This window comes from Actinomycetota bacterium (assembly GCA_030682655.1).
Lineage (GTDB): Bacteria > Actinomycetota > Coriobacteriia > Anaerosomatales > JAUXNU01 > JAUXNU01.
In genome coordinates, this window is the sequence record JAUXNU010000144.1 from 1 (window position 1) to 18,673 (window position 18,673).

Sequence of the window (18,673 nt, forward strand, 5' to 3'; positions counted from 1 at the left end):
GTGAGCAGTCTGACGAGGGCCGGGCAGATTCCGAACTCGGTATCCAGAGAGTACTCAACAATCGTCATGGCGCCGATTGCGACCACGATCGACGCGCAGACCGTGGCGGTGAGCGACGTGAACCGTGACGGTCGTGGGAGCACGTGCACGCCAAGTGCAATGCTCGCAACAATGAATCCCAGCGCCGTGATGGGCTTCATGGGTGTCGCGTTGGGGATGACCGCTTTCAGCCACGGGAGACCGAGAGCCCAGCCAGCTATGACGGAGACGCTGATACACGCCGCGAGAATCGCCGCGACACCCGCCCATTTGCGTCTGCGGCCGCCATTCACCGCCGACTCAGCCTCGGCCCCCATATGTGTCCAATCTCTTGCCCGCCAGATTCGGAGAATCTCCTCGAGACCGCCAGGTCGGTCAGGGCTATTCTCGGTTGGGTTTCGGATATCGGTATCCCCCATTGGTGGTTATCCACGTTCTGCCATCTTGAAACACACGGGTCATGTCCTGGAGTCTCTGCAGATCGCCCTCCTGGTGGCGCACGGAATGTCGCAAACCGCTCCAACTCGAAACACAGCCGAAACATTCGACGCCTAGTCTTGTGAGCGAAGGGTTGTCACCCAAACGTTCATTCAGACACGCAGACAGTAATCGCGTCCGGATCGAGGAGGCAATACAGATGGCACCTACGTTCGACAAGGACTTCGTGCTGAAGTCAGTGGAGGAGCGGGACATCAAGTTCATCCGCTTCTGGTTCACCGACGTCCTCGGCGTGCTGAAGTCGTTCGCCGTGACCGACTCGGAGCTCGAGGGAGCTTTCGAGGAAGGCATGGGCTTCGACGGCTCGTCGATCGACGGCTTCACCCGCATCCAGGAGTCCGACATGGTTGCGTATCCGGATGCCAGCACGTTCCAGGTCATCCCGTGGCGTCCCGAGAAGCAGGGAGTTGCACGCCTCTTCGCTGACATCACCACGCCCAACGGTGAGCCGTTCGACGGTGACCCCCGGTATGCGCTGAAGCGCGTTCTGGCCAAGGCCGCCGACATGGGCTACACGATGTACGTCGGTCCCGAACTCGAGTTCTTCTACTTCGCCGATGACAAGGGCACCGAGACCCTCGACAATGGCGGCTATTTCGACCTGACTCCGCTCGACATCGCGAGTGACCTGCGTCGCGAGACCGTGCTCACGCTTGAGAAGATGGGCATCCCGGTCGAGTACTCGCATCACGAGGTCGCACCGTCGCAGCACGAGATAGACCTGCGCTACCAAGACGCGCTCACGATGGCGGATGCGGTCATGACGTATCGTCTCGTCGTGAAGGAGATCGCGTACGCCAACGGCGTCTATGCGACCTTCATGCCCAAGCCGATCGCAGGCATGAATGGCTCCGGCATGCACACGCATCAGTCGCTGTTCACCAAGGACGGGAACGCTTTCTACGACGCCAGCAAGCCGGGTCACCTGAGCGACATATGCCGTCACTACATCGCCGGCCTGCTCAAGTACGCCCCCGAGTTCTGCGCGGTCACAAACCCGCTCGTGAACTCCTACAAGCGTCTTGTTCCGGGCTACGAGGCTCCGACGTACGTGTCGTGGGCGCAGGCGAACCGTTCCGCGATGGTTCGGGTGCCACTCTACAAGCCCGGCAAGGAGGCCGCGACCCGCATCGAACTCCGCTCGCCGGACCCCTCGTGCAACCCGTATACGGCCTTTGCCGTCATGCTGGGCGCCGGTCTGAAGGGTATCGAGGAGAAGCTGGAACTCATGCCCGAGGCGACCAACGATATCTTCGAGATGTCAGCGCACGAGCTCGAGGAAGCAGGCATCAAGACGCTGCCGAAGAACCTCGGAGAGGCGATCGAGCTTTTCGAAGGCTCCGAGACCATGAAGGAGATCCTCGGCGAGCATATCCATACGTTCTATGCCCAGAACAAGAAGGCCGAGTGGGCGGACTACATCAAGAACGTCTCGCAGTGGGAACTCGACAGGTATCTGAGCACCATCTAGCTCGCTTGGGGTTCGACTAGACAGACGGCAACGACGCCGGACGGGAAACCGTCCGGCGCTTGCGCTTTCAGGCAGCCAAGGAGCGCTATCATCATGCACATGAAGCAAGTGCTCATAGCATCCGACGATGTCCACACACGCGCCTGGTTCGCGAGCGCGATCGACGGACTCGATGTTGCGGTGGTCGAGTCTCCGCTCGCCGAGGTTGCGGCGCTTCTGGACGCCCGCGAAATCGATGCCGCAGTGATCGACGGCTCCAGGGACCCCCAACCGCTTGTGCAGATCGTAGAGCGGGCCATGACGTCGGGCGCTAGCACTCGCCTGCTGGTTGCGATCGAATCCGAGGCTCTGTCCGCCTTGCGACTTCCGTCGCATGTGGCTACCGACTTCATCGTGCGTGGTGCCTCGTCAGAGGAGCTTGCTGCGCGCATGAGAGGCCTGCTCTGGCCGGGTGAGGAGGCCGTCGCTCAGGAACTCGTGCGGGTCGACCGGCTGACCCTGAACCTCGCCACCTACCAGGCGTACTTCGACGGCGAGCCGATCGACTTCGCGTACCTCGAGTACGCGCTCTTCGCGTTCCTCGTGACCCACCCGAATCGCGCATATAGCCGCGAGGTGTTACTTCGCCGCGTGTGGGACTCGGACTACTACGGAGGCTCACGAACGGTCGACGTGCATGTCCGCCGAATCCGCTCAAAGATCGGCCCCGAACTCAGCAAGCGTCTTGAGACGGTGCGCAACGTCGGCTACCTCTGGAACAGCTAGCCCAAGACCCTGCCCACAAATCGGTAGCTTGCGCCGCGCTCGCGCGTGCATTCGCCGTCGATGCCTGCCTCGGCCATGAAGGCGCACATGCCCTCGGGAGTGAAGAACGCCCCCGGCTCGCCGAGGAGCTTCTCGACGGCGACGATGATCCGCATGACCAGCCCGGACGGGTCGAGTTCGAGCACGACGACCCCACCGCCCGGGCGCACCACGCGCGAGAACTCCCGGGCAGCACCCTCCTGGTCGTGGAAGTGGTGGAAGGCGTCCGAGACGATGACTGCGTCGGCGAAGGCGTCATCGAGCGGCATGTCCTCGGCAGATCCGAGCACGGCGTGGACGAGCGGCTCGGTCGGCACGTAGCGGATCATCTCAGGCGTGGGGTCGAGCACGATGACCTCGGCATCGAGCGTGTGCGAGAGCTTGGCGGCGAGCGCGCCGGTGCCGCCGCCGATGTCGATCAGCCGTCCACCGCGTGGGACGAAGGGACGGAGCCACTCGGCGATGGTGTCGACGTCATCGGGCGACCACCGGTCGGCCAGCCGGTTGAAGGCCGGCGCCGCCCAGTTGAAGAAGCCCATCGGTGTCACTCCGCTCGGGTACAATCGTGAGGCCGTCGGAAGGCGGCCTTTCCGAGAGTATTCCGAAGGGGCGCGCATGAGTAAACGCACGGTTGCCGTGCTGGACGGCAACAGCCTGTTGCACCGCGCCTTCCACGCGCTCCCACCTACGATGACAGCGCCCGATGGCCGTCCCACGAACGCGGCGTTCGGGTTCGTGTCCATGCTCGTGAAGCTTGTTGGGGATATGGCGCCGGATGGCGTCATCGTGGCGTGGGACAAGGGGCGACCGGCGTTTCGAAGCGACGTTCTCGCGCAGTACAAAGCGCATCGTCCACCGACCGCTCCCGAGCTGCGCGACCAGTTTCCCATGGCAAAGGCGTTGATGGACGCTCTGGCCGTCACGCAGCTCGAGCTCGAGGGGTGGGAGGCCGACGACCTGCTCGGTACCATCGCGCGGCTCGCGACTGAGGCAGGCATCGGCGTGCTTCTTGTGACCGGCGACCGCGACGCACTGCAGCTCGTGGACGACAACGTCACGGTCGTGTCAACCCAGCGCGGCGTGTCCGACATCAAGCTCTACGACGCCGATGCTGTCTTCGAGCGGTTCGGCGTGCGGCCCGACCAGATCGTCGACTACCTGGGCCTCAAAGGAGACACCTCTGACAACATCCCGGGTGTGGCAGGAGTGGGCGAGAAGACCGCTGCGAAGCTACTCGCGGAGTGGGGTTCGCTCGACGCGGTGCTCGAGAATGCCGCCAGCATCAAGGGCAAGCTCGGTGAGAACCTCCGCGAACACGCCGAGGACGCGCGCGTCAGCCGCACCGTGGCGACGATTCGCCGCGACGTGCCGGTCGACATCGATCTGGACGACGTGGTGTGGGGCGGCTTCGACCCGGCTGAGGTCGCGGCCGCGTTCGGGGTGCTGCGTTTCACGACGCTTCTCGACCGCGTACTGGCGACGGTGAGCGTGGCATCCGGCGGGGACTCGCGGGTCTCCGCGCCGCCGGTCGCTTCCGGGCAGTCAGCGGAGTGGACGACGATCGATGGCGCTGCCGCGGTGGGCGCGCTGGCTGACTGGACGCGAACGGATGAGTGGATAGGCGTGGCGCTCGACGACGGGACAGGAGAGTCGCTCTTCGCGACGAGGCGCGACCTCGCGGTGGCGCGCGGCGACCGGGTTGCGCTCGTAGAGGGCGACCGCTCACAGGATGCGTGGGCACGCGTGCTCGCCGCCCCCAAGGTGGCCGCAGGCGACGTGAAGGCGCTGCTACATGAGCTGTGTCCGCCGGTGGGCGATGCGCGTTGCGACATGTCCTTCGACGCTGCCGACCCGGCTCGGTTGCTGGATTGCGGCATCGCAGCGTACCTGCTGGAGTCGAACCGTTCCTCCTACGGAATCGCGGCGCTTGCCGCCGACTATCTGGACGAACCGCTCCCGGCTGCGACCGACGAGCGCCCGGCGGTCGCCCTGGATGCCCGCGCCGCCGAGCAGCTCGCGCCGGTTCTCCTTGGCAGGCTCGAAGAGGACGGCTCGCTGGAGTGCTTTCGCGACATCGAGATGCCGCTCGTGCCCGTACTCGCGCGGATGGAGCGCGTGGGCGTCGGGCTCGACACGAGCGTGCTGGCCGAGCTCGCCAAGGAGACAGCGGGACGCATCACCGCGCTGGTGACCGAGGTCCACGAGCTGGCGGACGCCGACTTCAACATTGACTCGCCCAAGCAGCTCGCCGAGGTGCTGTTCGACAAGCTCGGTCTGCCGTCGGGCAAGCGCACCAAAACCGGCTTCTCGACCGACGCCTCCGTTCTCACGACGCTTGCGGCCGATTTCCCGATCGCCGGCAAGATAGTCGAGTACCGGGAGCTCGCCAAACTCAAGTCCACCTACATCGACGCGCTGCCCACTCTGATTGCCGAGGACGGGCGGCTGCACACGACGTTCAATCAGACGGTCGCGGCCACAGGTCGGCTGTCTTCGAGCAACCCGAACCTGCAGAACATCCCGGTGCGCACCGAGTTCGGGCGCCGCATCCGTGCGGCGTTCGTGCCCGCCCGCGCGGGCGACCTCATAGTGGGTGCCGACTACTCGCAGATCGAGCTTCGCATCCTCGCGCACCTGTCGGGGGACGCGGGGTTGATCGAGGCGTTCACGAGCGGAGCGGACTTTCACGCCGCCACGGCAGCGCGCGTCTTCGGCGTGCCGGTCGATGAGGTCCCGACTGGGCTGCGTGCGCGGGCCAAGGCGGTCAATTTCGGCATCGTGTACGGCCAAAGCGCACACGGGCTGGCCGGCTCGCTCAAGATCGGCCGCGCAGAGGCGCAAACCATGATCGACCGGTACTACGCTGCCTACCCCGGTGTGCGGGAGTTCTTGGATCGCACTGTTGCCGAGGCGCATCGCGACGGGTACGCCATCACGATGTTCGGGCGCAAGCGGCGCATCCCAGAACTCAAGAGCGGCAACTACAACCTGCGCTCGTTCGGCGAGCGCACTGCGATGAACCATCCGATGCAGGGGACTGCCGCCGACATCATGAAGCTTGCGATGATCGAGGTCGACCGTCGGCTTCGCGAGGAGGCGCTCGAATCGCGTATGGTGCTTCAAGTCCACGATGAGCTCGTGTTCGAAGCCCCGCCTGGCGAGCTCAAGGGGTTGTCGGAACTGGCTCGCGAGGCGATGAGCGGGGTCGTCGAGCTCGCGGTGCCCCTTGAGGTGAGTGTCTCGAGCGGTTCCAACTGGGCGATGGCGAAGTAGCAGCGCGGACGATGGGCGGGAGACGCGTGCCGGGAGGGAAGCGCAAGCACCAAGCGACAGACACCAGTGTGAGACAGCCCTCAGCGAGGGATTCGAGAACGCCGGGCATGCGACTTCTGCGGGCAGGCGTGCTGGGTGGCGCATTCGTGACCCCCGCGACCTTCCTTCTTCTGGGGGGCAACGCATTCGGCCCCCCCAAGGCGGCCGTCTTCGCATGGAGCTGCGCGATCGTCGCGCTGGCGTTCCTTCTGGACGGGGAACTTCGCGGGGACATCTGGACGATCGTGCGCTCCTCGTCGCTATCGTGGGCGATCGCCGCGTTCGTGGCCATCGCGGTCTTCTCGACGGCTTCCTCTGGCCGTGCTCTTGCCGCGACCACCGGCGGCTATCCCGACTACCGGGGGCTGCTCCTCATCCTCGGCTGTACTGTTCTAGGCGCAGGAGCCGCCGTCTTGCGGCGACGAGGTGATGTCGCGTGGCTTTGGAGGACGACGTCGCTGCTCGTAGCATGGGTCGTGGTGGTCGCGGTCGGTGAGAGGTTGGGTCTTCCACCTGCGAGTCTCAAGCTTCCCGGGGCGATTCGCACGATATCGACCGTGGGCAACGCGTCGAACCTGGGTGTTCTGCTCGCGACAATGATCCCGCTTGCGGTTGGCTCGGCGCTTGGGGAGCGTGCAAAGGTGTGGCGCGCTCTGGCCTTCTGCGCGTGGGCGGGTGGGTTGGTCGCACTCGTGTGGACGCAGTCGCGTGGCGCGTGGGCGGGCGCACTTGTGGCTGTCGTGGTCGGCGTCGGGCTAGTTCTGCCTGGCCTGCGGTCGAGGGAACGCTCCTTGGCGGGCGTGGTCCGCAAGCAGTGGATGTTGCTGGCCGCGACGGGTGTGGTCGCGCTGGCAGTAGCGGCCGCGGCGACTCCGGGTGTCATTGCTCGCGTTGGATCGTCGTTTGACGCGAGCTCGTCGACTGCTGTCTGGCGGCTGTCGACGTGGCGTTCGGCCGTGCGCATGACGGCGGACCGCCCGGTGCTTGGGTTCGGGCCCGATTCGTTCCGCCTTGCGTATCCGGCGTACAAAGAACCTGGTCAGGACGATGGGCGGCTCGGCTACGTGCCGACTGAGTCGGCTCACAACCTGATGCTCGATACCTCAGTCTCATACGGAGTGACCGGGTTTCTCGCGATGATTGCGGCTATCGGCGTCGCTTCGGTGGTGCTGGTGAGGTGCTCTTTGCGGTCGCCGAGTGCCGGGTCGCTCCCTGCCGAGGAGGTCGCGCAGGTTGCATCGGCGCTCGCCGGAGGTTTCGTAGCGCTCCAGTTCCACTATGCGACTCTGGATACGGCCCCGCTGTTCGCGGTTCTCCTCGGATTGGCTGTTGCTTCGCAGGCGGGAGGCGGGACTGCGGCGGCGCGGGCTCCGATTCGCGCGTTGGCGGTTGCCTCGCTCGCGCTAGCTCTGCTGTTTGCAGCGAGCGGCTCCGCAGTGGTCGCGGTGGTTGCGGCGGACTCCAGCGCCGGTCGCGCGAGGGCATTGGTCGCGGCGGAGGCTCCCTGGAGCGAAATACGCAAGGCCACCGAGTTCGCCCAACGGGTCGCTCCCTGGGAGAGCGCATTCTTCCGGGCTGAGGGCAGAGCTGCCGGTACTTTGGTGAGCAAAGGCCGGGTCCCGGAGGCAGCCGACGACGGTATGATCGCGTACGACGCAGCTCTCGAACTCGTGCCGGACAACCCGGTCCTCATGACCGAAAGGGCTCGCCTCATGCTGGCCGTGGCGATCGAAAGGCACGACGCGACTCTCGCAGCCGAGGCGGGCGAGCAGTTTGCACGCGCGGCGGAAATCGACCCCAACAGCGGCATCCCTTTGGCTGGAGTTGGACGTGCAGCCCTGGTGCGACGCGACTTTGGAGAGGCGCGCACCACGCTCGAGCACGCCGTGGAACTGTCGCCCCTGTATGCGCCGGCTTGGGCTGACCTCGGCCGGACGTACCGCGAGACGGGCCTGCTGTCCCAGGCCGAGGAAGCCGAGGGACAGGCCGCTCGCCTGAAGGCCTCGAGCGCTCTGGACTGAGCGAGATCACGCCTGCCCCGAAGATGCCGGGCCTTCTTGCTGGATTTGCTGGCATCCGGCATTGCACCAGCAACGCGTATCACGCAGAATCGCTGGTGAGCGCATTCGTCGACGCAGATGGTTGGCCGGGGCTGTTTGGGGCGTCCTGAAGGCACATCCACCGATGTATTCGTTCACGCTCCTGTAGGGGTATCCGTCCGCTATGGCGGACGCAAGCGGTCGCTTCACGGCGGCCAGAGAGGTGGGGATCCATGCCGACAACCTTGCGACTCAAGTCCACCGGGATGTGGATCGCGGTACTCGCGATTCTAATGTGCATTCCACTCGTGTGTCCTTCACAGGCCGCGGCGGTCGTGGGGGCTGCCGGGACGGTGAGGAATGCCGATACCTCCGCCGTGATCGCCGGCATGGAGGTCGGGCTCTACTACATCGACGCCTCCAATCACTACGAGGAGTGGGACTACACGACCACGAACGCGAGTGGCTACTACTCGTTCTCATCTCTTGAGAGCGGCAAGAAGTACGCGGTCTTCGTGAACGAGTGGGGATACGATGAATACGAGTCTGCGCCGTTCACATACTCGGGGACGCTCGTCACGCACAACTTCTCGCTCACGCCTTGGGAGGAGTCGATCTCAGGCAGCGTGACCGACGATGACACAAGCGCCCCCATAGAAGGCGCCGACCTGTTGTTGTACTTCGACAACGGTGTGGACTTCGAGGAATGGGACTGGGCGGACAGTGACGCCGCAGGCCACTACTCCTTCTATGAACTCGACGCGGGAGACTACTACGTTGAGGCATCGGCATGGGGCTACTGGGGTGCCGACTCACCGGTTCTGGCGTACAACGGAATCGACAAGATAGATCGGGACTTTTCGCTCGTCCCCCTCGACCCGTTGACAGCCGACAGCTATGAGGTCGACAACACGCCAGCGATGGCGAAGACGATTACCCTCGGTGCCAGGCCGCAGAGCCATTCCCTCTTCCCTGCGGGCGATGTCGACTACATGAAGATCGACGTCACTGAGGGCACCGCGTACACCTTCGAGGTCGGGGATTCCGACACCGGTTGGTGGTGGCCATGGAGCCTCGGCGTCAAGCTCTACGGCTCTGACGGCACCACTCTGATCAAGGAGCTCGGCACCTACAGTGTCTGGAAGGCTCCTGCTGACGGCACCGTCTACATCAAGGTCTTCACGTGGGAATCCGGAGACGTCGGCGCCTACACCATGCAGGTGTACGAGGCACAGTATTCCGGCGGAGGCATCATCACGGAGGCGGGAGTCGGCGATCCGGTCGAGGGTGCGACGGTCATCCTCGAGGAATACGACGCCGGCGATGACGAGTGGTGGGGCGTCGAGGCGGTGTCGACGTATGCCGACGGCACGTTCGAGTTCTACAACAGAGATGCCGTCGAAGGCTCGGGCTACCAGATCTACGTCGAGAAGCGCGGATGGATTCCAGCCACATCGAGTCCCTTCCCCTACAACGGCGTCGAGCCGTTCTACGAGGACCTCGAGATCACCAAGGACACTCCGTCCGCGAAGGGCGTCGTCAAGAACGCGACTACGGGCCTTCCTCTCGCCGGTGTCCAGATGACCCTTTACGAATACGACGACGAATACGAGGACTACTGGGGCATCGACTCGGTCAAGACCGACGCGGCGGGTTTCTATGACTTCTACCAGCTGGAACCCAGCACGAAGTACAAGATAGCCGCGAGCGCCAAGGGCTACATCGCGCAGGCTTACGGGTTCACGTATGCGGGCACGCCGATCACGAAGAACTTCTCCCTCTCGCGGCTGATCGCAGCCCGACTTTCCTCGGCCACCCGCTACTCCACCGCGGTCAAGATCGCCCGCGAAGGCTTCGATCCGATGGGCGACGGTTCGTGGTCGGGCATCAGTGACATCGTAATCGCATCCGGCGAGAATCGTGCGGCGGCCGACCCCTTGGCCGCCTCGGGTCTGTGTTGGGCCTACGACGCGCCTCTCTTCCTCGTCCAGGGCGGCTACATCCCGGACGAGGTCTGGGAAGCCATCGACGAGATCGTTGCCATGAACGACGGCTATCCGGTGACCGTGCACCTCGTCGGTGGTCCGGCGTCCGTGCCGAACTCCGTATTCGCCGAGCTCCTCGATTGGATGGGACCCGGTTCACTCGTCAAGCATCGTTTGGCCACCAAGGGAGACCGGTACGATCTCGCCGCGGCCATCGCGGTGGAGATGCGTGCTGTGGCTGGTGGGGAAGTCCCGGATGCCGTGCTGGTGGCAAATGGAGGGAATCCGGACAAGTTCTTCGATGCGCTCGCGCTTTCCCCGATTGCGTCGGGCAACGGGTATCCGATTCTGCTCGTGAAGTACGACAGCATTCCAAGCGCCACCCAGAACGTGATCAACGCGTTCAAGCCCGGGAAGATCATCGTGGGCGGCGGGGCCAAGACGGTGAACGAGACCGTGCGGAAGAAGCTCGGCGCCGAGCGCTGGAGCGGGGCGTCCCGCTACTCGACGGCGATCACCATTGCCGACAAGGCCATCGCGAAGGGTTGGTTGAGCGACGAGACAGTCGGTATCGCCGCAATGCTACCCGATGCCCTGACCGGCGGCAGCATGGTCGGTCGCGAGAGCGGTGTGCTCCTGCTCACAAGGGGCGACGCGCTCACCATAGAGACCGGAGCCTGGCTCACCAGGCACAAAGCCAACATCAAGACCTCATATGTCTTTGGCGGGCCGAAGAGCATTAGTGAGGCGGTGCGCAAGGCGATTGCCGCCAAATTGAAGTAACCCACGCGTTCTCCAGCTGGTTGAAACAAGCGGGGCTCCGGGCATCTGTCCGGAGCCCCTCCATATCGGGAATCAACAGAGACACACGGACTGTCACGTCCTGACAGAAGGGTAGCTATGGATTCGAACCAGCCGGTCGTACTCTGCGTCGACGACGACCCAAGCGTACTCGACCTCATCGAGGTGACGCTGAAGGCCGAGCAGTACCGCATAGTGCGTGCAGAGAACGGTCACGATGCGTTACGCGTCGTCGCCTCCGCCAAACCCGATCTGGTGCTCGTGGACTACCTGATGCCGGGAATGACGGGCGTCGAGCTATGTGCCCGCCTCCAGGAGGATCCGAGCATCGACCACATCCCGGTCATCTTCCTCACATCCGTTTCTGACGAGCACGAGCGGGCACGGGCCTTCGGGGTGGGCGCGGTGGACTACTTGCTCAAGCCGGTGGACAGGCAGAAACTCAAGGACACCGTGGCGTCTCACCTGAACACAGCACGGACGTTCGAGTCGGTATGCGGCAGCCGGGCCGAACCGTGGAGTGAGCGCATCCAGCCAGGAACGTTCGGCGAATTCAAGCAGTTCCTCGCGGAACGAATCGGGCTGGGTCCGGAGTCCTCGGCCACCTTGGGCGCGATGAATCCTGCGAACATGCAGGCTGTCGTCCAGCGACTCGGTGTGCAGCCGGCGGCTCTTGCCGAGGCGATCAGCGCTTTCCTCGAGATGGGACTCGTCACACAGGTCGTTTCGCGGGAAGTCCGCCTCGGCGTTCTTCCAACGCCGTTCAGCAAGTCGAACCTGGTTGTCCCCATTCGCAACCACCTGGTCGGCAACGCCTATGTGCTGAGCAACCCCTTCGACTGGAACCTGCTCGAAGCGCTCGACAGGGCGGAGTCCTCTTCGGACTATCGTCTCCTGATCGCCGAACCCGACGTGATCCTGTCGGTGTTCGAGGCGGCCTTCGAGAATGCCCGTCGTCGCATCGAGATCAACCCGCGCGAGCATGGGAGTGCGGTACTCGACGGTGTTGCGGCAGAGCGCAAGCCGGTCACTTTCGTTGCCGATGAGATTCTCGCGCAAGCCGTCCGGCTGCGGGCCGAGGACGTGATCGTCGAGCCCGGCGAGCCACGGACGGAGATTCGGATGAGGATCGACGGGGGGAGCAAGCCGCTGGTCAGCGTGTCGGCGGAGCGTGGGGCGATGATCGTGTCGCGTCTGAAGGCACTTGGTGGCATGGACATAAGCGAGAAGCGCAGGCCTCAGCACGGGGCGCTCGAGGTGGCGTACGGCGACGATGAATACGATCTGGCGTTGACCACCGGCCCCGCAACTGCTGGGGAGAGCCTGTCGGCTCGTCTGATCCCCGTGGGCAGACCGCCGAAGACGCTCGTGGAGCTTGGTATGACCGGTGAGCAGGCGGACACAGTCATGCGAAACCTCGCGCGTCCCCGTGGACTCGTACTCCTTGCCGGTCCCGGCGGTTCGGGCAAGACGACCACAGCGCACGCGGCGCTATCGGCTGTTGCTGGCCCGTCGAGATCTCTCATGACGATCGAGGACCCGATCGAATACCGCATAGCATTCGCGAACCAGCAGCAGATCGACGAACGCTCGGGGATAACATACGACGCCCTTATGGCCTCGGCGAATCGGCGAAACCCGGACCACCTGTTCGTAGGAGAGATAAGGGATTCCGGTATTGCCCGCCTGGTGACCGGCTACGCACGCACGCGACGCCTCGTCGTGAGCACCATGAGCGGCTCAGACTCCGTCGCGGCGCTGGCACGCCTCGAGGAAATGGGCATCAGCCGTGCCGAGATCGTAGAGGGCACGGTCTGCGTAGTCGCACAGCGGCTGCTCCGCCGTGTATGCCCCGCATGTCGGCGCATCGAGCCTCCGACCGAGCAGGAGCGAGCGCATCTCGCGGAGTTCGTGGACGACGTCCCGGGGTCCGTCGCTCATCCTGTCGGTTGCCCGGAGTGCGGGATGTCGGGATACCGAGGCCGTGTGGGCGTGTTCGAGATCCTGCCGATGACGGATGCGATCGCGGGGATGCTCAGGACCGACGCTCCTATCAGCGATGTCGGGGCGGTGATTCGTCAGCGCAGCGGGTGTTCGCTGTGTGAGTCGGCCGTTGAGAAGGTGCGCGAGTATATGCTGGCCCCCGTCGACGTCTACGAGCAGATACTGTCGGAAGCGGGCGATTCGGCGAGGCGCGTGGAGGTTGCCGGCAAAGCCCCAGGTGAGGCCGAGGCGCCTGAGTCAGCCACGCTACTCGTGGTGGACGATTCGGATGACACGCGCGACTTGATCGCGGCGACGCTCAGCCGGGAGGGGTATGAGGTCGTTGTGGCGCGCAACGGAGTGGAAGCACTGCACGTCCTCGGCGCCCGGCACTTCGATCTTGTGTTGTCCGACCTGAACATGCCCCTGATGGGCGGGTTCGACTTGTTCGAGCGCTATAGCCGAGGAGAGTCGGTGCCTGCGGCGGTTCTGTATTCGGCGAGCACGAAGGACTCGGACGAGGTGCGGAGTCTGGAGATGGGAGCAATCGACTACGTGCGTTTGCCGGCGAGTCCCGCGGTCGTGCGGCTACGGGTACGTCGTGCACTGGGAATCGTCCGTTTGCGCCTGCGTGGAGTTCCGGAAGGCACGTAGTCCGTTCTGGTCTTCCTGCATGTCGCACTGTATACTGTCACCTCGGCTCGCCCTGCCGCTTCTGGCTGCGGCGTGCCAACAGTAATGTAGGCCCCGACAACATGTATTGGCAGCTCTGTAGGCGACGACGCGGACCTGTTGGCGACGATTCTGACCTGTAGGCGACGAGTACATGGGTAGGGGTCCCGAGTTCGAAAGGGGCCAACCCGAATGAGTGACGAGTACGAGAACGGCTCGGTTGTAGAGAAGACCGAGTATACCGATGAGGAAATGCATGCTCTCATCGACGGCACGATGACCGACTTCGACGAAGGCGACTTGGTCAGCGGCACGATCGTGAAGGTCGAGCGCGACGAGGTACTTCTCGATATCGGATACAAGTCCGAAGGCGTCATCCCCGCCCGAGAGCTCTCCATCCGCAAGGACGCCAACCCCGGTGACATCGTTTCCGTTGGCGACGCGGTCGAGGCACTTGTTCTCCAGAAGGAGGACAAGGACGGTCGGCTGATCCTCTCAAAGAAGCGTGCGGAGTACGAGCGTGCCTGGACCACCATCGAAGAGAAGTTCAACGTCGACGAGAACGTGTCCGGCGAGGTGATCGAGGTCGTCAAGGGCGGACTCATCCTCGACATCGGCCTGCGCGGCTTCCTGCCCGCATCGCTTGTCGACCTTCGCAGAGTCAAGGATCTCGCTTCGTTCCTCGGCGATACGCTCGAGGCGCGTGTCATAGAAATGGACCGCAATCGCAACAACGTAGTGCTCTCCCGCCGCGTGGTGCTGGAAGAGGGTCGCAAGGAAGAGCGCGCCGCTATCCTGGGCAAGCTGGCCAAGGGCCAGATTCTCCCTGGTGCTGTCTCCAGCATCGTGGACTTCGGTGCATTCGTGGACCTCGGCGGCATCGACGGACTCGTGCACATCTCCGAGCTGTCATGGAGCCACGTCAATCACCCGTCCGAGGTCGTCAAGGTCGGCGACGAGGTCAACGTCCAGGTTCTCGAAGTGGACATGGACCGCGAGCGCATCTCGCTCGGACTCAAGCAGACCACCGAGGACCCGTGGAAGCAGCTCGTCAAGAAGTTCCCCGTCGGGTCGATCATCGAGGGAACCGTTACGAAGCTCGTGCCGTTCGGGGCGTTCGTGGAACTCGGCGATGGCGTTGAGGGTCTCGTGCACATCTCCGAGATGGCGCGCGGCCACGTCGAGACTCCTGAGCAGGTCACCGCGGTCGGCCAGAACGTTCACATCAAAGTTATGGACGTCGATCTCGACCGCCGCCGCATCTCGCTTTCGATGCGCGCCGCCGGTGAGGCGCTCGGTACCGTGATCGAGATGCCCGCTCGCGAGGACGCCGAAGAAGGCGCCGAGGAGGCCGTGGCCGAGGTTGAGGCCACCGAGGCTGTCGAAGGTGCTGAAGAGGCCGTTGAGGTCGAAGCTGCAGAAGTCGCCGAAGCTGAAGAGGCCGTTGAGGTCGAAGCTGAAGAAGTCGCCGAAGCTGAAGAGGCCGTTGAGGTCGAAGCTGAAGAAGTCGCCGAAGCTGCAGAAGTCGCCGAAGCTGAAGCAGTCGCCGAAGCTGAAGAGGCCGTTGAGGTCGAAGCTGAAGAAGTCGTCGAGGAGCCCGAGGTCGCGGAAGAAGCCGCCGAGGAAGCCGCCGAAGAAGTCGTCGAAGCCGAAGAGCCCGAGGTCGCCGAAGAGCCTGAAGACAAAGAGTAGCTCCGGGTCGTTTCGCGACCGGATGAGTTCGATTCGGGGCCGGGTGGCGCGTAGCGCGACTCGGCCCCTTTGTTCGAGTGGGGGGTTCGTATGTACATCGTCGCACTGACGGGCGGGATAGGGGCGGGGAAGACCGTCGCAGCGGACCTCTTCCGTGAGCGCGGAGCTGTGGTGCTTGACCTTGATGACGTGGCGCGCCGCCTTCTGTCTCCAGGCAACGATGTGTACAGCGAAGTCGTTGCCGCATTTGGCGAGGATCTCGTGGACGAGTCCGGCGAGTTCGACCGACCCGCTCTGGCCTCGCGCGCGTTTTCGTGCCACTCCAACGCAACGCTCCTCAACGCCATCGTCCACCCCGCGATTGCGCGGGATGTGCTCCCGGGTCTCACGGAGATGGGGTTGCTCCAGAACCCTCCTGCGATCGTCGTGCTGGTGGTGCCGATGCTTGTCGAGGCTCCAGTCTTCGGCGAGATCGCAGACGTCATCCTCGCGGTTACCGCAGACGAGGAGGAGCGCATCGCACGCGCCGCCCGGAGGGGAATGGATGAGGCCGACGTCCGCCGACGCGTGGAGTGTCAGGCCACAGATGCGCAGCGGCGCGCTATCGCGGACCACGTCATCGATAACAACGGCACGATTGACGAGTTCCTCCACTCCCTGGGTGAGTTCTGGGACGGGGTGGTGTTGCGTGCGCCGTAGCAGCGTCCTTGCGCCGTACCGATTGGTGATCGGCGGAGTGGTCCTGCTGCTTGCAGCCCTGACGTTCCTGTTCCTTCGTGGGCCAGGCTTCTTCCAGCGCTACTACTACCCGCTCGAGCATGCTGAGGCGATCGAGCGTTCTGCCATTCGGCACAAGGTCAGCCCGTACCTGATTGCTGCCATCATCGACTCAGAGTCCGGCTGGGATGTTTCGACGCGTTCGAGCGCTGGCGCCGTCGGCCTCATGCAGGTCATGCCTTCGACTGCCGAGGAGTTGCGCGCCAAGGAGGCAGTCGCCCCCGGACTGGCTGCAGGCGACTTGTCAGACCCGGATGTCAATATTGAACACGGTACTGCCTATTTTCGCTATCTGGTTGAGCGGTATCACGAAGTGGAGATAGCGCTCGCGGCCTACAACGCCGGGATTGCGAACGTGGATTCGTGGGTAGAGGGCGGGCAAGACATCAGAGACGAGATCGAGTTTCCGGAGACGAGGCACTTTGTTCTGCGGGTATCGCGAGCCAGGGACGTCTACGAGAGGCTATACCCGGGGTCTTTCCCGGAATGGAGGACAGGGACCGACGATGAGTGAGCGCGCAATGCATGTGGTGTCGCCGTTCGAGCCAGCCGGCGACCAGCCCCGGGCGATAGACGAGCTTGCCGAGGGCGTTGAGAGCGGGCTGCGCCACCAGACGCTGCTCGGTGTGACCGGTTCGGGCAAGACATTCACGATGGCGAAGCTCGTGGAACGCGTCCAGAAGCCGACTCTCGTGATGGCTCCGAACAAGACGCTTGCAGCGCAACTGGCCGCGGAGCTGCGCGAGACGCTCCCTGACAATGCGGTGGTGTACTTCGTCTCCTACTACGACTACTACCAGCCCGAAGCGTACATGGCGACCACCGACACGTTCATCGAGAAGGATGCCACAATCAATGCCGAGGTCGAGAAGCTGCGCCATGCTGCTACGGCGGCCTTGCTCTCCCGGCGTGATGTTGTCGTGGTCGCGAGCGTGTCATGCATATACGGTATCGGCTCGCCCGAAGACTACGCTGGCATGGCGGCCTTCCTGGCGGTCACAAAGGAGTACGACCGCGACCAACTTATCCGCGACCTCATCGACATTCAGTACGACCGTAACGACTTCGATCTCACGCGGGGGACCTTCCGTGTTCGTGGCGACGTCGTCGATGTCTTTCCGCCATACGCCGACAATCCGGTGCGTGTGGGCTTCTTCGGCGACGAGATTGAGTCAATTGCAGAGGTCGACGGTCTCACCGGGGAGGTTCGGACCGAGTTCGACGCACTTCCAATATGGCCGGCCACACACTACGTGACGGCTCCGGACAAGCTGCAGGCAGCGGTGCAGACCATCCGAGCAGAGCTGGAGGAGCGGCTCGGCGAGTTCAAGGCGGAGGGCAAGCTTCTCGAGGCTCAGCGCCTTGAGATGCGCGTGAGCTACGACCTCGAGATGCTCGAGAACATCGGCTTCTGCAGCGGCATCGAGAACTATTCGCGGCACCTGGACGGACGGGAATCGGGGGAACCACCGAACACACTCATCGACTACTTCCCCGAGGACTTTCTGTGCATAATCGATGAGTCCCACGTGACCGTGCCTCAGATCGGCGGGATGTACGAGGGGGACAGGTCTCGCAAACTCACGCTCGTCGAGCATGGTTTTCGGCTACCTAGCGCTTTGGACAATCGTCCTTTGCGGTTCGATGAGTTCGACCAGCGTATCCGGCAGTTCATCTACGTCTCAGCGACTCCGGGCAATTACGAGGCCCGGGTTTCCGAGCGCGTGGTCGAGCAGATAATCCGGCCGACCGGTCTCATCGACCCGGAGGTAGTTGTGCGTCCCGTTAAGGGGCAGATCGACGATCTCATCGGCGAGGTGAAGCAGCGTGTCGAGCGCGACGAGCGTGTGCTCGTGACCACGCTGACCAAGCGCATGGCCGAGGATCTCACCGAGTACCTCTTCGAGAACGGAGTCAGAGCGCGCTACCTTCACGCCGACATCGGCACGATGGAGCGCATCGAGATCCTGCGGGATCTGCGGCTTGGGGAGTTCGACTGTCTCGTTGGAATCAACCTGTTGCGTGAAGGGCTCGACCTGCCCGAAGTCTCGCTGGTTGCCATTCTGGACGCGGACAAGGAGGGCTTCCTGCGCAACGCGCGCTCACTCATCCAGACTATCGGGCGGGCAGCGCGCAATGTCTCAGGCCAGGTCATCATGTACGCGGACAACGTGACCGACTCCATGCGCACAGCAATCGAAGAGACGGATCGCCGGCGCACGATCCAGACCGCCCACAATGTCGAACACGGTATAGAACCGCAGACCATCCGCAAGGCGATCAGCGACATCGTCCAGTATGTTCGAGAAGGTGCCACGAATCTCACCACCGCAGCGGAGACTGCCAAGGAACTTGCGGCCCTCCCGCGCGACGAGGTGCTACGTCTGGTGGCCACGCTCGAAGAGGATATGGTCACCGCTTCCGAGGCGCTCGACTTCGAATCGGCGGCCAGACTTCGCGATCAGGTGGTCAAGCTCAAGACCGAGATCGAGAGTTCGAGTGCCGACCAGGTGCTCGACCGCCTGAAACAGGGTGCACGCCGCGGCTCGGAGTATGGCCGCCGCAAGCGTCGCAAGTAGACTCCGTGTACCGCCGCGTAA

At 63.7% G+C, this 18,673-nt stretch carries 12 protein-coding genes; 10 read left to right on the top strand and 2 right to left on the bottom strand.

The features are described from left to right. Positions 1–356 (bottom strand): hypothetical protein (locus Q8K99_08940; GenBank protein MDP2182678.1); only part of this gene is annotated, 356 nt, incomplete at its 3' end. 320 nt (positions 357–676) lie between these two features. Between Q8K99_08940 and Q8K99_08945 the strand changes: the two genes are divergently transcribed. Continuing rightward, positions 677–2,008, top strand: coding sequence for a glutamine synthetase family protein (locus tag Q8K99_08945; GenBank protein ID MDP2182679.1), 1,332 nt, complete (start codon positions 677–679; stop codon positions 2,006–2,008). Between the two features lie 93 nt (positions 2,009–2,101). After that, positions 2,102–2,773: a response regulator transcription factor gene (locus Q8K99_08950; GenBank protein ID MDP2182680.1), complete on the top strand. Its 672-nt coding sequence runs from the start codon at positions 2,102–2,104 to the stop codon at positions 2,771–2,773. Here Q8K99_08950 and Q8K99_08955 read toward each other — a convergent pair. Continuing rightward, positions 2,770–3,351, bottom strand: a complete 582-nt coding sequence (locus Q8K99_08955; protein ID MDP2182681.1) for a class I SAM-dependent methyltransferase — start codon at positions 3,349–3,351, stop codon at positions 2,770–2,772. The genes Q8K99_08950 and Q8K99_08955 overlap by 4 nt on opposite strands. A 76-nt stretch (positions 3,352–3,427) precedes the next feature. On the opposite strand from Q8K99_08955, the gene polA reads away from it, so the two are divergent. From polA to uvrB, 8 genes are all read left to right on the top strand, one after another. Continuing rightward, on the top strand, positions 3,428–6,085 hold the full coding sequence (polA, locus tag Q8K99_08960; protein ID MDP2182682.1) for a DNA polymerase I: 2,658 nt from the start codon (positions 3,428–3,430) through the stop codon (positions 6,083–6,085). A gap of 107 nt (positions 6,086–6,192) precedes the next feature. Next, positions 6,193–8,145 (top strand): O-antigen ligase family protein, encoded by a 1,953-nt coding sequence (locus Q8K99_08965; protein ID MDP2182683.1) that lies wholly within the window; start codon positions 6,193–6,195, stop codon positions 8,143–8,145. A gap of 251 nt (positions 8,146–8,396) precedes the next feature. Continuing rightward, complete coding sequence (locus Q8K99_08970) at positions 8,397–10,931, top strand: carboxypeptidase regulatory-like domain-containing protein (GenBank protein ID MDP2182684.1); 2,535 nt, start codon at positions 8,397–8,399, stop codon at positions 10,929–10,931. Between the two features lie 117 nt (positions 10,932–11,048). Then, entirely contained in the window at positions 11,049–13,586 is a 2,538-nt protein-coding gene (locus Q8K99_08975) for an ATPase, T2SS/T4P/T4SS family (GenBank protein ID MDP2182685.1), read from the top strand. Positions 13,587–13,796: 210 nt separating this feature from the next. Further along, the gene (rpsA, locus tag Q8K99_08980; protein ID MDP2182686.1) at positions 13,797–15,296 is read left to right on the top strand and encodes a 30S ribosomal protein S1; all 1,500 of its coding nucleotides are present in this window, start codon (positions 13,797–13,799) and stop codon (positions 15,294–15,296) included. Between the two features lie 90 nt (positions 15,297–15,386). Continuing rightward, complete coding sequence (gene coaE / locus Q8K99_08985) at positions 15,387–15,995, top strand: dephospho-CoA kinase (GenBank protein ID MDP2182687.1); 609 nt, start codon at positions 15,387–15,389, stop codon at positions 15,993–15,995. Then, the gene (locus Q8K99_08990) at positions 15,985–16,587 is read left to right on the top strand and encodes a lytic transglycosylase domain-containing protein (protein MDP2182688.1); all 603 of its coding nucleotides are present in this window, start codon (positions 15,985–15,987) and stop codon (positions 16,585–16,587) included. The genes coaE and Q8K99_08990 overlap by 11 nt, the downstream gene beginning before the upstream one ends. Beyond that, on the top strand, positions 16,580–18,652 hold the full coding sequence (uvrB, locus tag Q8K99_08995; protein ID MDP2182689.1) for an excinuclease ABC subunit UvrB: 2,073 nt from the start codon (positions 16,580–16,582) through the stop codon (positions 18,650–18,652). Before Q8K99_08990 ends, uvrB begins: the two co-directional genes overlap by 8 nt. The last annotated feature ends 21 nt before the right edge of the window (positions 18,653–18,673 follow it).

Coding starts and splice junctions, on each gene's coding strand:
- Q8K99_08945 (MDP2182679.1), top strand. CDS start 677: ATGGCACCTACGTTCGACAAGGACTTCGTGCTGAAGTCAGTGGAGGAG.
- Q8K99_08950 (MDP2182680.1), top strand. CDS start 2,102: ATGCACATGAAGCAAGTGCTCATAGCATCCGACGATGTCCACACACGC.
- Q8K99_08955 (MDP2182681.1), bottom strand. CDS start 3,351: ATGGGCTTCTTCAACTGGGCGGCGCCGGCCTTCAACCGGCTGGCCGAC.
- polA (MDP2182682.1), top strand. CDS start 3,428: ATGAGTAAACGCACGGTTGCCGTGCTGGACGGCAACAGCCTGTTGCAC.
- Q8K99_08965 (MDP2182683.1), top strand. CDS start 6,193: ATGCGACTTCTGCGGGCAGGCGTGCTGGGTGGCGCATTCGTGACCCCC.
- Q8K99_08970 (MDP2182684.1), top strand. CDS start 8,397: ATGCCGACAACCTTGCGACTCAAGTCCACCGGGATGTGGATCGCGGTA.
- Q8K99_08975 (MDP2182685.1), top strand. CDS start 11,049: ATGGATTCGAACCAGCCGGTCGTACTCTGCGTCGACGACGACCCAAGC.
- rpsA (MDP2182686.1), top strand. CDS start 13,797: ATGAGTGACGAGTACGAGAACGGCTCGGTTGTAGAGAAGACCGAGTAT.
- coaE (MDP2182687.1), top strand. CDS start 15,387: ATGTACATCGTCGCACTGACGGGCGGGATAGGGGCGGGGAAGACCGTC.
- uvrB (MDP2182689.1), top strand. CDS start 16,580: ATGAGTGAGCGCGCAATGCATGTGGTGTCGCCGTTCGAGCCAGCCGGC.